At 71.3% G+C, this 14,613-nt stretch carries 12 protein-coding genes; 4 read left to right on the top strand and 8 right to left on the bottom strand.

Annotated features, from left to right (window positions below; genetic code table 11):
- Positions 1-43 precede the first annotated feature (43 nt).
- From ACFVYL_RS22005 to ACFVYL_RS21995, 3 genes are read right to left on the bottom strand one after another with little or no spacing between them, the layout of a single operon-like run.
- Positions 44-919: a sugar ABC transporter permease gene (locus ACFVYL_RS22005; RefSeq protein WP_389718680.1), complete on the bottom strand. Its 876-nt coding sequence runs from the start codon at positions 917-919 to the stop codon at positions 44-46.
- Positions 916-1,926: a carbohydrate ABC transporter permease gene (locus ACFVYL_RS22000; RefSeq protein WP_389718678.1), complete on the bottom strand. Its 1,011-nt coding sequence runs from the start codon at positions 1,924-1,926 to the stop codon at positions 916-918. The genes ACFVYL_RS22005 and ACFVYL_RS22000 overlap by 4 nt, the downstream gene beginning before the upstream one ends.
- A gap of 35 nt (positions 1,927-1,961) precedes the next feature.
- Complete coding sequence (locus ACFVYL_RS21995; RefSeq protein WP_389718675.1) at positions 1,962-3,233, bottom strand: extracellular solute-binding protein; 1,272 nt, start codon at positions 3,231-3,233, stop codon at positions 1,962-1,964.
- Positions 3,234-3,594: 361 nt separating this feature from the next.
- On the opposite strand from ACFVYL_RS21995, the gene ACFVYL_RS21990 reads away from it, so the two are divergent.
- The 3 genes from ACFVYL_RS21990 to ACFVYL_RS21980 all read left to right on the top strand — a co-directional run bounded on the left by ACFVYL_RS21990 (position 3,595) and on the right by ACFVYL_RS21980 (position 7,111).
- On the top strand, positions 3,595-4,620 hold the full coding sequence (locus ACFVYL_RS21990) for a LacI family DNA-binding transcriptional regulator (protein ID WP_389718672.1): 1,026 nt from the start codon (positions 3,595-3,597) through the stop codon (positions 4,618-4,620).
- 122 nt (positions 4,621-4,742) lie between these two features.
- Positions 4,743-5,942, top strand: coding sequence for a CaiB/BaiF CoA transferase family protein (locus ACFVYL_RS21985; protein ID WP_389718670.1), 1,200 nt, complete (start codon positions 4,743-4,745; stop codon positions 5,940-5,942).
- Positions 5,939-7,111: an acyl-CoA dehydrogenase family protein gene (locus ACFVYL_RS21980; RefSeq protein WP_389718667.1), complete on the top strand. Its 1,173-nt coding sequence runs from the start codon at positions 5,939-5,941 to the stop codon at positions 7,109-7,111. The genes ACFVYL_RS21985 and ACFVYL_RS21980 overlap by 4 nt, the downstream gene beginning before the upstream one ends.
- A 43-nt stretch (positions 7,112-7,154) precedes the next feature.
- Here ACFVYL_RS21980 and ACFVYL_RS21975 read toward each other — a convergent pair whose 3' ends face one another.
- Together ACFVYL_RS21975 and ACFVYL_RS21970 are read right to left on the bottom strand one after the other, a co-directional pair.
- On the bottom strand, positions 7,155-7,739 hold the full coding sequence (locus tag ACFVYL_RS21975; protein WP_389718665.1) for a helix-turn-helix domain-containing protein: 585 nt from the start codon (positions 7,737-7,739) through the stop codon (positions 7,155-7,157).
- Between the two features lie 158 nt (positions 7,740-7,897).
- A complete protein-coding gene (locus ACFVYL_RS21970) occupies positions 7,898-8,635 on the bottom strand; it encodes an acyltransferase (protein ID WP_389718662.1) in 738 nt (245 codons plus the stop codon).
- 142 nt (positions 8,636-8,777) lie between these two features.
- On the opposite strand from ACFVYL_RS21970, the gene ACFVYL_RS21965 reads away from it, so the two are divergent.
- Positions 8,778-9,311, top strand: a complete 534-nt coding sequence (locus ACFVYL_RS21965; RefSeq protein WP_389718659.1) for a gamma carbonic anhydrase family protein — start codon at positions 8,778-8,780, stop codon at positions 9,309-9,311.
- A gap of 9 nt (positions 9,312-9,320) precedes the next feature.
- On the opposite strand, the gene ACFVYL_RS21960 is transcribed toward ACFVYL_RS21965, so the two are convergent.
- The 3 genes from ACFVYL_RS21960 to ACFVYL_RS21950 form a co-directional block, all read right to left on the bottom strand.
- Positions 9,321-10,004 (bottom strand): DedA family protein, encoded by a 684-nt coding sequence (locus ACFVYL_RS21960; RefSeq protein WP_389718657.1) that lies wholly within the window; start codon positions 10,002-10,004, stop codon positions 9,321-9,323.
- An 88-nt stretch (positions 10,005-10,092) separates the two neighbouring features.
- Positions 10,093-11,775, bottom strand: a complete 1,683-nt coding sequence (locus ACFVYL_RS21955; RefSeq protein ID WP_389718654.1) for a carboxylesterase/lipase family protein — start codon at positions 11,773-11,775, stop codon at positions 10,093-10,095.
- Entirely contained in the window at positions 11,772-14,270 is a 2,499-nt protein-coding gene (locus ACFVYL_RS21950; RefSeq protein WP_389718652.1) for a beta-glucosidase, read from the bottom strand. The genes ACFVYL_RS21955 and ACFVYL_RS21950 overlap by 4 nt, the downstream gene beginning before the upstream one ends.
- Between the last annotated feature and the right edge of the window lie 343 nt (positions 14,271-14,613).

Here is a 14,613-nt window from a genome sequence, read left to right as displayed (position 1 = left end):
GTGCCGGGCGTCGGGGCGCAGGCGGGGGTTCGAAGGCAGGCTCTCAGGACTTCGTCGCGCCCGCGGTCAGGCCGGAGACGAGGTGACGCTGGGCGAAGCCGAAGATGATCGCGGCGGGCACCGCGACGATGACGGCGGCGGCCGTGAGCGAACCCCAGTCGCTGGTGTACTGGTTGACGAAGGTCTGCAGTCCACCGGCGAGCGTGAGGTTCTCCTCGCCGGTCATGAAGGCGGAGGCGTAGGCGACCTCGGCCCATCCGGTGATGAAGCTGTAGAACCCGGTGACGGCCAGGCCCGGCTTGGCGAGCGGCACGATGAGCCGCCAGAAGGTGCCGAAGGGGTTGAGCCCGTCCACCCGGCCGGCCTCGTCGATCTCGACGGGGATGGTGTCGAAGTACCCCTTCATCATCCAGGCGCAGAACGGCACGGCGATCGTCAGATACGTGACGACGAGGCCGATGGGCTGGTTGAGCAGGCCCAGGCTGGCCAGGAGGTTGTACAGCGGCACGATCAGCACCGCGACCGGGAACATCTGGGTGATCAGGAGCAGCCACATCAGCGGCCGCATGCCGGGGAACCTGAAGCGGCTCACCGCGTAGCCGGTGGTGGCGGCGATGAAGACGCCGATCACCGTGGTCAGGCCCACCACGATCAGGGAGTTGAGGAGCCAGTTGGGGAACTCGGTGTCGTTCAGGACGTGGTCGTAGTTGCCGAAGGTGAAGTCCTTCACCAGGTCGGTGGAGAAGGCCTCGCTCTCCGGCTTGAACGAGGTGACCAGGAGCCACAGCGGAGGCCCCACGGCGACGGCGCCGGCGAGCAGCAGCGTCAGGTGCAGGGCGACCGAGGCCAGCGGCCCGCGCTCGTCGCGCCCCCTGGGCTTGCGCTTCTTCTTCTCGATGCCGGTCGGCACGGTGGTCACCACACCTCTCCTTGCTTGCGGAGCGCGCGGCGGTAGGCCACCGCGATGATCGACAGGAGGGCCAGGATGAGCACGCCCCAGGCCGCCGAGCCCGCGAAGTCGCGGGGGCTGACGACGAACGAGAGCCGGTAGGCGTACGTCACGAGGATCTCGGTGGCGTCTCCCGGGCCGCCCCTGGTCAGCAGGAAGATCACCGGGAACATGTTGAAGGTCCAGATGCCGCTGATCAGGATCACCGTGCTGGCCACGGAGCGCAGCCCCGGCAGCGTGATGTGCCGGAAGCGCTGCCAGGCGCCCGCGCCGTCCATCTCGGCCGCCTCGTACAGCTCGCCCGGGATGGACTGCAGGCCGCCGAGCATGGCCACCAGCATGAACGGCACGCCGAGCCAGACGTTGACGGTGATCACCGAAAGCTTCGCCCAGGTGGGGTCGTTGAGCCACGGGACCGCGTCGATGCCGCCGCCTTCGAGGATCTTGTTGAGGATGCCCTTCTTCTCGTTGAAGAGCAGCCGCCAGGTGAAGACCGAGACGAAGGCCGGCACCGCCCACGGCAGGATCAGCGCCATCCGGTAGAAGGAGCGCCCCGTCAGCTTGCGGTTGAGCATCGTGGCGAGCCCGAGACCGAGCGCGAAGGAGAGCGCGACGCAGGAGACAGTCCACACCACGGTCCAGGTGAGGCGGTCCCAGAAGACGCCGTCGGACAGGATCGACGCGTAGTTGTCGAGACCGACGGACTTGTACGTGGCCGGGATGTCGTTGACGCCGATGTGCCGTTCGACGTTCGCCTCGTTGGCGTCGGTCGTCGAGAGGTACATGCCCCGCACCAGCGGGTAGCCGACGATCACGCCGATCACGATCACCACGGGGGCAACCATGGCCCACGCGTACCAGTGGGTGGCCAGCGCCCTGCGCAGCCCTCCCGGGTTCTTGGCGGGACGGCGGCCGCGGCCGCGGATGCTCCTGGCATCCGCGGCCTTCGCCACCGACCGGCCGGTCTCGACAGCCATGGGTCGGTCTGCCCTTCCTCTTACTCGTAGCCCTTTTACTTGTAGCCCTTGAGGAGCTTGCGGTAGGCGTCGCCGATGCCCTTGGCGCCCTGCTCGGGCGAGGACTTGCCGCTGAGCACCTTCTCCAGCTGCAGGCGGATCGGCTCGAAGAGCGCGTTGGCCTCCGGGATCCACGGCCGCTGCACGGACTTGGCCACGGCGGGCTTGAAGAACTGCACCATCTGGTTGTCCTTGACGGACTTCACGTCGTAGACGGACGTGCGGGTCGGCAGCAGGCTCAGCTGCTCGGTGGTCTGCTGCTGCACCTTGGCGGAGCTCATGTACTTGATGAACTCGTACGACGCGTCGAGGTTCCCGGAACCGGCGTACGCGGCGAGGTTCCAGCCGCCCTGCGGAGCACCCTGGCGCGCGCTGCCGGCCGGGGCAGGGGCGACTGCGAGATTGCCCTTGTCGTCCTTGAACTCCTTGCCCTTCAGGGCGCCTTCGATGGACCACGGGCCGTCGAGCGCCATCGCGACGTCGCCGTCCTTGAAGGCGTTGAGCTGGTTGTTGTAGCCGTCGCTCGCGTCGGTGACCGCCGCCTTGGAGTCGACCAGGTCCTTCATCACCGAGAAGGCCTTGGTGCCCTCGGCGTCGTCGACCGTGACCTTCTTGTTCTTGGTGTCCAGCAGGTCACCGCCCTCTCCGTAGAGGTACGGGAGGTAGTAGTACGGGTCGTCGCCGCGCAGGTAGAGACCGGTCTTGCCGGACTTCGACCTGATCTTCTTCGCGGCGGACTTCACCTCGTCGAAGGACTTCGGCACGTCGGCCCCGGCGGCCTTGAGCATCTTCTTGTTGTAGAAGAGCGCCAGGGTGTCGATGGTCTGGGGCGCGGCGTAGGTCTTGCCCTTGAACTTCGTGCTCGCCGCGGCCTGCGGGAGGTAGTCGTCCGGCTTGTCGAGCGCGACGGTACCGTCGAGCGGGGCGAGGTAGCCGAGCGAGGCGAAGTCCTGGGTCCAGGCGACCTCGGTGCGCATCACGTCCGGGGCGCCGGAGTTGCCGCCCGCGGCGTTCTTGAACTTGGCGTTGGCCTCGCCGAACGGGACGTTCACATAGTCGACCTTGACGTCCGGGTGCAGCTTCTCGAAGCCCTTGGCGAGCTTCTCGTACGCGCCCTTCTCGGCGTCGTTCGAGGTGTCCCAGAAGGTGACGGTGCCGGAGAGCTTTCCGCCCTTGCTGCCGCCGCTGTCTTCGTCGCCGCTCCCGCACGCTGCCGCTGTCAGGGCCAGGGCCGCGATCAGCCCGGTGGCCGCTATGCCACGCCGCATGTGAACTCCTTCAACTGATCCCGGAATCACGGGGAGACGAGGAGGTGCCTCCTGCTGGCCGCTCTGGACGCGGCGCCGGGTTGCCAGGAACGTAACAGCGTTGGAATGTTGCCGAAAGAGCTTGCGGAAAATTTCTGCAAGGCCCGGCGATCGTTACTTCTGCGTGTCCTTACCGTTGCCGCTGCCGCGCTTGACAGGGCTGTGGGGTGGGGCATCGAGGCCGGTCAGCCGGGTGCGGGCGGTAACGGCCAGGCCTGGCGGAGGTGTTGAAGGTGTCTGCAAGGCTCTTGCAAGACAGCACTTTCCGCAAGCTTTCACCGGCAGTGTGCAATCCCTGCGCCGACAGGTACAGTCCAGTGCCATGACTGCACGGCTTGTCGACATCGCAGCCCACGCGGGGGTCAGTGAAGCCACCGTGAGCCGCGTCCTCAACGGCAAGCCCGGGGTGGCCGCGGCCACCCGCGAGGCGGTGCTCGCCGCCCTCGACGTCCTCGGGTACGAACGGCCCGTGCGGCTGCGCCGCCGCAGCGCCGGACTCATCGGCCTCATCACACCCGAGCTGGACAACCCGATCTTCCCCGCCTTCGCCCAGGTCATCGCGCAGGCGCTGACCCGCCAGGGCTACACGCCGGTGCTCGCCACCCAGACACCGGGCGGCTCCACCGAGGACGAACTCACCGAGATGCTCGTGGACCGCGGGGTCAGCGGCATCATCTTCGTCTCCGGCCTGCACGCCGACACCACCGCCGACATGACGCGCTACGCGGCGCTGCGCGGCCAGGACGTCCCCTTCGTCCTGGTCAACGGCTTCTCCCCCGAGGTCGCGGCCCCCTTCGTCTCCACCGACGACCGCGCCGCCATGCGCCTCGCCGTCACCCACCTGACGTCGCTCGGCCACACCCGGATCGGCCTCGCGGTCGGCCCCAAGCGGTTCGTCCCCGTGGTCCGCAAGATCGAGGGCTTCCGCCTCGGCCTCCTCGAACGCCTCGGCCTCTCGGACGAGGAGTCGGAGGACCTGATCCAGCACTCCCTCTACACCCTGGAGGGCGGCCAGGCCGCGGCCACCACCCTCATCAACCGCGGCTGCACGGCCATCGTGTGTGCCAGCGACATGATGGCCCTCGGCGCCGTCCGAGCCGCCCGCGACGTGGGCCTGAGCGTCCCCCGGGACATCTCCGTGGTCGGCTTCGACGACTCCCCGCTCATCGCGTTCACCGACCCGCCCCTGACCACGATCCGCCAGCCCGTCCAGGCGATGGGCCAGGCGGCGGTCCGCGCCCTGCTCGAAGAGATCGGCGGAACCCCCGCCCCGCACGGCGAGTTCGCCTTCATGCCGGAGCTGGTGGTGCGGGGCTCCACGGGGTCGGGCATCAAAGGCCGAGGCTGAACCCACGGAAAACGCCACGGCCACCGGTGCTGTCCTGTGGGTGATGGGGCCGTCGTTGCCCTTGTCGCAGATCACCACGCACACATGTATGAGCCACACGGCCCGCGGGGTACAGACGCGGCATGCCTCCTCCCCACTCCCTCCCCCTCGCCGGCATCACCGTCGTCAGCCTTGAGCAGGCCGTCGCCGCGCCCTTCGCCACCCGGCAGCTCGCCGATCTCGGGGCCCGGATCATCAAGGTCGAGCGGCCCGGCGGTGACTTCGCCCGTCGTTACGACACGACCGTGCGCGGTCAGGCCAGCTATTTCGTCTGGCTCAACCGGTCCAAGGAGTCGCTCACCCTCGACCTCAAGTCGGCGGACGGACGGCAGATCCTCGAGGAACTGCTCGCGCAGGCCGACGTGTTCGTGCAGAATCTGGCCCCCGGCGCCGCCGCCCGCATGGGCCTGGGCGCCGAGGAGCTGCAGGAACGCCATCCGTCCCTCATCCCCTGCACCGTCAGCGGCTACGGCACGGACGGGCCCTGGGCGGACCGCAAGGCGTACGACCTGCTCGTGCAGTGCCAGACCGGGCTCCTCCAGCTGACCGGCACCCCGGACGAGGCGGTACGCGTGGGGATCTCGGTGGCCGACATCGCGGGCGGGATGTACGCGTACAGCGGCATCCTGTCGGCGCTGTACACCCGGGCGACGACGGGCCGCGCGCCCACCGTCGAGGTGTCCCTCTTCGACGCGCTCGCCGAGTGGATGAGCCAGCCCGCGTACTACACGCGCTACGGCGGCAGCCAGCCGCCGCGCGTCGGTGCGCGCCATGCGACGGTCGCGCCGTACGGCCCGTTCACCGCGTCCGACGGGAAGGACGTGCTGCTCTCGGTGCAGAACGAGCGCGAATGGGCGGCGCTGTGCCGCGAGTTCCTCGGCCGCCCCGAGCTGACGGACGATCCGCGGTTCGCCACCGGCACCGCCCGCGTGGCCCACCGTGACGCGCTCGACGCGCTCATCCGCGTACGCTTCGCCGAGCTCGACGGCGACCGGGCGATGGAGCTGCTCGACCGCACGGGCATCGCCAACGCCGGGGTCAACTCGGTCCACGAGTTCCTGGCCCACCCCGTGCTCGCCGAACGCGGCCGCTGGCAGGACATCCACGTGCCCGGCACCCAGGAATCCGTACAGGCCCTGCTGCCACCGGCCATCCTCTCCGGTGTCGCCCCGCGGATGGGCCCCGTGCCCGCGGCCGGGGAGCACACGGACGCGATCCTCACCGAGCTGGGCCGCACGCCGGACGCCATTGCCCGGCTGTACGAGGACGGGGTCTGCCGGTGAGCACCCTCGACGACCTCCCCTGTGACGAACGGCTGGTCGTGACCACCGTGCGGGATTTCGTCGACCGCCAGGTCAGGCCGGTCGTACGGGAGTTGGAGCGCTCCGACACCTACCCCGAAGCGCTCATCGAAGGGATGAAGGAGCTCGGCGTCTTCGGCCTCGCCGTCCCCGAGGAGTTCGGCGGGACGCCCGTCTCCACGCCGTGCTACGTCCTAATCACCGAGGAACTGGCGCGCGGCTGGATGAGTCTGGCGGGCGCCATGGGCGGCCACACGGTCGTCGCCAAGATGCTCCTGCACTTCGGCACCCCGCGGCAGCGGCGCCACTGGCTGCCCCGGCTGGCCACCGGCGAAGTGCGCGCCACGATGGCCCTGACCGAGCCGGGCGGCGGCTCGGACCTGCAGGCGCTGCGCACGGTCGCGCGCCGCGCCGAGGACGGCGACGGGTACGTCGTCGACGGCGCGAAGACATGGATCACCAACTCCCGCCGCTCCCGGCTCATCGCGCTGCTCTGCAAGACGGACCCGGCCGCCGAACCCCGCCACCGCGGCATCTCCGTCCTGCTCGTCGAACACGGCCCGGGCCTGACCGTCTCGCGCGATCTGCCGAAGCTCGGCTACAAGGGCGTGGAGAGCTGCGAGCTGACCTTCGAGGGCTACCGCGCCCCGCCCGACGCGCTGCTCGGCGGCGTCGAGGGCCGCGGGTTCACGCAGATGATGAAGGGCCTGGAAACGGGACGACTGCAGGTCGCGGCCCGCGCCCTCGGGGTGGGCCGCGCCGCGTTCGAGGACGCGCTGCGCTACGCCCAGGAGCGCGAGTCGTTCGGCGTCCCGATCTGGCAGCACCAGTCCATCGGCAACTACCTGGCGGACATGGCCACTTCGCTCTCCGCGGCCCGCCAGCTCACCCTGCACGCGGCCCGCGCGGCCGATGCGGGGCGGCGCGTGGACATGGAGGCGGGAATGGCCAAGCTCTTCGCGTCGGAGACGGCCATGCGGATCGCCCTCGACGCGGTCCGCATCCACGGCGGCCACGGCTACTCGACGGAGTTCGACGTCGAACGCTACTTCCGCGACGCGCCGCTGATGATCGTCGGCGAGGGGACCAATGAGATCCAGCGCAATGTGATCGCGCGTCAGCTCGTGGCGCGCGGCGGTCTCGACCCGTGAGACCCTGCCTTTGAACCCTCGCCTGGGGTTCAAAGACAGGCCCTCAGTGCGAGGGCGCGTGGGCCGGCGGCACCGAGATCGACATCGTCATCTCGACGGGCTCGGCGCCCTTGTTGTGGTAGCCGTGCGCCACATCGGCCTCAAAGGTCACGGACGTTCCAGCGGGCAGCACGTGCTCCGCGCCGTCCACGACGAGCGTCAGCTCGCCCCGTGAGACGTGCAGCAGCTCGACGGTGCCGGGCGGATGCGCGTCGGAGTCCCTGCCCTCGCCCGGCGCCAGGTGCCAGGACCACAGCTCGAAGGGGCCGCGCGCCTCGGTCCCGACGAGCAGCGTGGTGCTGCTGCCCGCTTCGGTGGACCACATGCGCACCGCCTGCTCCGGCGGCACGAGCCGGACCTGCGAGCCCTGTTCGTAGTCGAGGAGGGTCGTGATGCTGATGCCCAGGGCGTCCGCGAGCTTCACGGTGATGCCCACGCTCGGGTTGGTCCTGGCCTGCTCGATCTGGATGATCATGCCGCGGCTCACGCCCGCGCGCGCCGCCAGGGCGTCGAGGGTGAAGCCCCTCTCGTTGCGTCTGCGCTTGAGGCTGCGGGCGAGCGACTGGGTCAGCTGATCGAGGTCCGACACATTTCCGTCCAGATTTCGGATGACAGGGGCCACGGAGTGGGAACCACCGTGCGGTGCTAGCAACCACCGTGCGGCGCGAACAGCCACCACGCGGTCCACCTGATGATCCCAGATGGTTCACCACACCGTACTGCGCGGCCCCGCACCCCGCCCCCGTGTCAGCCCTCCCCCAACTCCCCGAGCGCGATCAGCTGTTCCGGCGTCACGCCGTCGGGAATCGGCACCGGTGCGGGCGTGCGCAGCGGAGGCTGCCACCCCTGGTCGGCGTCCCAGGTGCGCACGACCCGGGCGGGCGCGCCCGCCACCACCGCGTGGTCGGGGACCTCGCCCCGGACGACCGCGCCCGCGGCGACCACTACGTTGCGGCCGATCCGGGCGCCCGGCAGGATCACCGCGCCCGTCCCGATCCAGCAGCCGGGGCCGATCTCCACCGGCTCCATGCGGGGCCACTGCTTGCCGATGGGCGTGTGCGGGTCGTCGTAGGAGTGGTTGGTCGATGTCACGTACACGTAGGGGCCGAAGTAGCAGTCGTCGCCGATCGAGACCGTCGTGTCGGCGATGACGTGGCTGCCGCGGCCGAGCACCACGCCGTTGCCGATGCGCAGGATCGGCTCGGGGCCGAGGTCGAGGTCGGGCATCATGCCTGCGGTGAGCGTGACGTGCTGGCCGACGATGCAGTGGTCGCCGACGGTGATCCACGGCTCCCCGAAGACGGTGCCCTGCGGGAAGGCCAGCCGCGTACCCTCGCCGATCGCGCCGAATCGCAGCCTCCCGGGGTGCGCGGCCGTCACCGCACCGGTGCGCTGCACCCATTCCCAGCCCGCGTGGACGGCGCGCTGTGCAAGCCGGCGGGGCCCGGCGGCAAGCGATGAGAACGTGTTCCTGTTCTTCGGCACCCGCTCACGTTACTCAGTGCCGCAAGGCCCTGGAGGCCGCCGGCCTGTGATCTTCGCCCCACGCGGCGGCTGCCGCCGCGGCGTCCCGTACGGTGCCGTCAGGCGCGACGCACCGCGGACGGACAAAAGAGGGGAAGACCCGATGGGCCACGAGGCACTCGTCACCGGCATCGGCGGCAAGGTCCCGAAGATCGACCAGGACGCGTTCACCGCGCCGACGTCCGTCGTGCTGGGCGAGGTGACCCTGCACGCCGGGGCGAGCACCTGGTACGGCGCGGTGCTGCGCGCCGACTGCGGGCCCATCGTCGTGGGCGCCGACAGCAACATCCAGGACAACTGCAGCCTGCACGTCGACCCCGGCTTCCCCATCACGATCGGGGAACGCGTCTCGGTCGGGCACAACGCCGTCCTGCACGGCTGCACCGTCGAGGACGACTGCCTGATCGGCATGGGCGCGACCGTCCTCAACGGCGCGGTGATCGGCGCCGGCTCCCTCGTGGCGGCACAGGCCCTCGTGCCGCAGGGCATGGAGGTGCCGCCGGGTTCGCTCGTCGCGGGGGTGCCCGCGACGGTCCGCAGGGCGCTCACCGACGAGGAACGCGCGGGGATCACCCTCAACGGCACGATGTACCTGGAGCTGGTCAAAGCCCACCGCGACGCGCACGCGCCGGGCTGACCAGGCGGTTCAGTCGGTGGCGGCGACGGGGCGCGGTTCGGCCGCCGTGGTCTCATCGGCTCCGGCGGCCTCCTCGGCCGCCAGCTCGGCCGCCGCCTTCTTCGCCCGGCGCTTGACGAGCAGCATCGAGCCGATGCCGATCAGCACGGCGATGCCGAGCCCCACGTACGAGAAGCGCTTGAGCCAGTCCTCGGCGACGACGCCGATGTAGTAGATGACGGCGGTGGTGCCGCCCGCCCAGATGACGCCGCCGAGCACGTTGGCGATCAGGAACTTCCAGTACGGCATGCGCAGGACGCCCGCGAGCGGCCCGGCGAAGATGCGGAGCAGGGCGACGAAGCGGCCGAAGAAGACCGCCCACATGCCCCACTTCTGGAAGGAGCGCTCGGCGCTCGCCACATGGGCGGCGCTGAAGTGCTTGGGGAATTTCCGTTCCAGCCAGGCAAGGAGCGGCCGGCCGCCCTTGCGTCCGATGGCGTACCCGATGGAGTCGCCGACGATGGCGCCCACGGTGGCGCACGCCCCGAGGATCACCGGGTTGAGGTCCCCGTGCTGGGAGGACAGCAGCGCCGCGGAGACCAGGACGATCTCACCGGGCAGCGGGATGCCCAGGCTCTCCAGTCCGATGACGAGGCCCACCAGCGCGTAGATGCTGACGGCTGGTACGTGCTCCAGCCACTCCTGAACGTGCAACGCCGGTTCCTCCCGTGGTCCAAGTGTGTGTGCCCGGCGTGCGCTCCCCCCCACGGACGCGCACGCCGGGCAGCCTACCCGGACGGCCTCACTCGGCCGGAACGGCGTCCCAGAGGCCGCACCGGTGCTCGTCGTGCACCGTCGTGCTGATCGCGGTCCCGCCCGCCGACGCGGTGCGCAGGGAGAGCACCCGTCCCGGCCGGGTCCGCTGGTCGGGCGCGGCGGGCCCGTCCTCGGCGCGCGGCACGCCGGTGCGGACGAAGGAGCCCCAGTACTGCACCATCTGCCGCGCCAGTGCCCGCTGTTCGGCGTTGAACGGCGAGTCCAGGCCGAAGTGCTTGAAGAGGTACTGCACTTCGTTGACGTGTGTCGCGCCGAAGTCGAAGTCGGTCTCCAGCTTCCGCAGCGACGCGAAGGGCGGCGAGGTGCGGTCCGCGAACTCGTAGGCGTAGACGGGCCCGCGGCCCGCGAGCGCCCTGTCCATGCGCAGCGCCGTGCAGGCGAACATCCGGTCGCCGACCGCCGCGCCGTACGCGTGCGTGGGCGAGGCGTGCTCCGTGAGCGGATAGGTCCGCAGGACACGACGGCCGAGCCCGGGACCGTACTCCTCGGTGAGCGCCGCCGGGTACCGCTCGGCGGTCAGCGGCTCGCCCTTCCCGTCGAACCGCCCGAAGGCGAACAGGCGGCCTTCGTCGCTGTTGGCGCCGTTCAGCACGGGCACCCCTGCCGCGCTCCCCTTCTCGTACGCCTGCGCGGGCTGCACCGGCAGGAACGCGCCGCCCACGACCGGGCCCCAGTCGAAGCCGCCCTGCGCCGCGAGGATCTCCTTGGCGGACTTGCCCCGCAGGCAGGCGAGGGCCGTCTTCGGATCCGGGCAGCCCGCCTTCTTCGCGAACGCTCTGCCGTCACCGGCCGCCCGCCGTCGCTCGCGGCCCGCGCAGTCACCGTACGCGCCGCTCTCCACGATGCCCGCGCGGTACAGGCCGCGGGCGGTCGGTGAGGCGAGCAGCGTGCAGACGGACCGGCCGCCCGCGGACTCGCCCGCGATGGTGACGCGGCCCGCGTCGCCGCCGAACCGGCCGATGTTGGCGCGGACCCAGCGCAGCGCGGCCTGCTGGTCGAGCAGCCCGTAGTTGCCGGACACGCCGTCGGAAGCCTCGCCGTCGAGGCCCGCGGCCGCGAGGAACCCCATCGCTCCGAGGCGGTAGTTGACGGTCACGACGACAGCGCCGGTCCGGCGGGCGAAGGCGTCGGGCACGATGTCCCGCCCCGCGCCCGCGGTCAGCCCGCCGCCGTGCAGCCACACCATCACGGGGCGGTGCGCGGCGCGGCCCTTCGGCGTGTAGACGTTGAGGTCGAGGCAGTCCTCGGTGTGGGTGGGGTTCTCATAGCCTGGGTCCCAACTCGCGCTCTGCACACAGCGGTTGCCGAAGGCTGTCGCCCCGCGCACCCCGTGCCAGGCCTTCGCCGGGCGCGGCTCCCGCCAGCGCAGGCTCCCGACGGGCCGGCGCGCGTAGGGGACGCCGAGGAACTGGCGGCCCTCGGCGGTCACCTCGCCCCGGATCCAGCCGGCGTCGGTGCGTACCAGCGTGCTGTCCGCGGCGGCCGGGCCGCCCTGCCGGGTCTCGGCTCCCCTCTGGGCCTCGGCCGGCAGCGGCACGAGGGCTGCCGCGGTGGCCGCCACCAGGACGGCCCCGACCGACGCGAGGCGTCGCACCCGCCCACCCGCGCCGCCCCTGCCCCTGCCACTGCCACTGCCGTTATCCCTCATGAGCCGCCTCCCTTGACGACGGTGGATGCGGAGAGGATCAAGTCGCCCGCGGAGGTGCCCACTTGCACCGTGCGCCGACCGGTGCCGCGCACCCATCCATGACGCTCGACGTCCCACGCCGACAGGGCGCGCCCGTCGACGTGGACGGTGACGCGCCGCCGCTCCCCCGCACGCAGCGCGAGCCGCCGGTAGCCACCGAGCGCCCGCTCGGCCTGGGGCAGCTCCAGGTCGGGCGAGGGGCCGACGTAGACCTGCGCGACGGTGACGCCGTCGCGGCCGCCGGTGTTGCCCACGGTGAAGCTCACGTCCAGCCCCAGCCCCGCCCTGCGAACGGCGAGATCCCGGTAGGCGAAGGTCGTGTACGAGAGGCCGTGCCCGAAGGGGAAGAGCGGCCGCACTCCTTCGGCGTCGTACCAGCGGTAGCCGACGTGGATGCCCTCCGAGTACTCCTCGACGCCGTCGACGCCGGGGTAGCGGCGCGGGTCGCCCGCCATCGGGTGGTGGTCGTCGTCCACCGGGAAGGACTGGGTGAGCCGGCCGCCGGGGTCGCAGTCGCCGAACAGGACGGCGGCGGTGGCGGCCGCGCCCTCCTGGCCGGGGTAGTACATCTGCAGCACGGCGGCGGTCCGCTCCAGCCACGGCATCGAGGTCGCCGACGAGGTGTTCAGGACGACGGTGGTGCGCGGGTTGGCGGCGGTCACCGCCCGGATCAGGTGCTCCTGGTGGCCGGGGAGCGCGACGGTCGTGCGGTCCTGGCCCTCGGTCGCGTCCTCGTACGCGAAGAGGATCACGCTGTGCGCGCCGCGCGCGGCCCGTACCGCCTCGGCGACGTCCGCCGCGCGGGTGCCGCCGGTGACGCGGCGGAGCCGGAACGTCTGCCCCTTCTCGCCGCCCTTCGCCCTGATCCTCAGCCGGTGCCCGTCGCCGGTGAGGCGCAGCGTGGCCCGGCGCACGTTCAGCCCGTCGGGCGCGCTGGAGACGAGGCCGCCGGAGAAGTACTCGCCGACACCCGGCAGCGTCGGATAGAGCTCGGTGCCGTCCAGCTCCACCTTGGGCCGCTCGCCCGAGTAGTGGACGACGAGCGTCCACTCGTCCGCCTCGGCGGGCGTCAGCGTCCCTTCGTACGTCCACTCCTTCCCGGCGGCGACCCGCTGGCCCTCCGTATCGAAGCCGGGGGTGAGCGCGCGTCGCGGGATGGCCTTGCCGTAGAGGTCCTCGCCCAGGGCATACGTGACGTCGGCGCCGCGCCCGGCCCGTGCGGTGATGGCGTGGAGCGGGCTGTCCGCGCGGTCGGGGACGACGTGGGCGCTGCCGCCTCCGCTGACGAACGGGTAGCGGCCCGTGGGGCCGATGACGGCGATGTCGCGGGCGGCGCGGCCGGTCAGCGGCAGGGTTCCGCGGGCGTTGTGCAGCAGCGTGGCGCCCGCCTTGGCGACCTCCAGGGCGATCGCCGCACCGGCCTTCGCGTCGCGCCCCGGCCGCGGCGGCACGCTCTTGCCGAGCAGCCCGAACCGGTCCATGACGCGGAGGATCCTGCGCACCGAACGGTCGACGTGCGCCTCGGGAACGCTGCCGTTCCTGACGGCCTTCTTCAGAGCGGCCCCGTAGTAGGCGTCGTCCGGCATCTCCATGTCGAGCCCGGCGGCGAGGGCGGCGGCGGTGCTGTGCTGGGCGAACCAGTCGGTCATCACCCAGCCCTCGAAGCCCCAGCGTGCGCGCAGGATGTCGTCGAGCAGCGTTTTGTTCTCGCAGGCGAAGGTGCCGTTGACCTTGTTGTACGCGCCCATGACGGCGCCGGTGCCCGCGGCGACGGCCGCCTCGAACCCGCGCAGCTCCATCTCGTGCATGGTCCGTTCGTCGGCCCGCACGTCGATGGACATGCGGTCCTTCTCCTGGTTGTTCAGGGCGAAGTGCTTGACGGTCGCGATGAGTCCCTCGCCCTGGATGCCCTTGATCTCGGCGGACACCAGGTCGGCGGCGAGCAGCGGGTCCTCGCCGAAGGTCTCGAAGTTGCGGCCCGCGTACGGCGTGCGGATGAGGTTGACCATGGGCGAGAGCAGCACGTCCTGCTGCAGTGCGCGCCCCTCGCGTCCGATGACCTGGCCGTAGCGGCGGGCGAGTACGGGGTCGAAGGCCGAGGCGAGCAGGACGGGGGCGGGCAGGGCGGTGGCGCGGGCCGTGACGCGGACGCCCGCGGGGCCGTCGGCGAGGCGCAGCGGCGGGATCTTCAGGCGCGGCACGCCGGGGACGTATCCCGCCTGGCCGAGGCTCTTGGGGTCGGTGGCGCCGTGCAGCAGGGAGATCTTCTCGTCGAGCGTGAGCTTGCCGATGAGGGATTCGACGCGCGGGCCCGCGCCGGGGCCCTGTCTGGTGCGGGCGGCCGCGTGCGAGGGCACCGCCACGCCGGCGGTGGCCGCGGCTGCCACGGTGATCGCACCGGCGGCCAGCCCGAGGGCTGACCGCCGGGACACGGAGCGGGACACGGAGTCGGACATGAGCCGTCACTTCCTTCTGTGCCTGATGCGCGAACACGACTGTGTGAAGCGTGTACACGTGCCAACGGCGGGTCGCTGTTCGGCCTTTGAACGCACTATGCGGCAGAACCGACTTGACACCCCGTTAGGCACCACGTGTGGCGGCGGGAAAACTATGACCGGAGATGACTCGTGTCAATGAGTTGAACAAGAAGCGCAGCGCGGCGCACGAGCGGCGCACGGCAAGAGGCCCGGGGGCGGGGGCGCCGGCCCCGCCGCCGGCCCCCCCGCCGCGCAAGGGGGGTGCCCCGGGGGGCCGGGGCCCGTTTAGAGGCGGGGGGTGGGGGGCCGCGGGCCGGCCCAG

The sequence above is a fragment of the Streptomyces sp. NPDC058308 genome, from assembly GCF_042880275.1.
Lineage (GTDB): Bacteria > Actinomycetota > Actinomycetes > Streptomycetales > Streptomycetaceae > Streptomyces.
This window is presented reverse-complemented; position numbering and strand designations above follow the sequence as displayed.

Coding starts and splice junctions, on each gene's coding strand:
- ACFVYL_RS22000 (WP_389718678.1), bottom strand. CDS start 1,926: ATGGCTGTCGAGACCGGCCGGTCGGTGGCGAAGGCCGCGGATGCCAGG.
- ACFVYL_RS21995 (WP_389718675.1), bottom strand. CDS start 3,233: ATGCGGCGTGGCATAGCGGCCACCGGGCTGATCGCGGCCCTGGCCCTG.
- ACFVYL_RS21990 (WP_389718672.1), top strand. CDS start 3,595: ATGACTGCACGGCTTGTCGACATCGCAGCCCACGCGGGGGTCAGTGAA.
- ACFVYL_RS21985 (WP_389718670.1), top strand. CDS start 4,743: ATGCCTCCTCCCCACTCCCTCCCCCTCGCCGGCATCACCGTCGTCAGC.
- ACFVYL_RS21965 (WP_389718659.1), top strand. CDS start 8,778: ATGGGCCACGAGGCACTCGTCACCGGCATCGGCGGCAAGGTCCCGAAG.
- ACFVYL_RS21955 (WP_389718654.1), bottom strand. CDS start 11,775: ATGAGGGATAACGGCAGTGGCAGTGGCAGGGGCAGGGGCGGCGCGGGT.
- ACFVYL_RS21950 (WP_389718652.1), bottom strand. CDS start 14,270: ATGTCCGACTCCGTGTCCCGCTCCGTGTCCCGGCGGTCAGCCCTCGGG.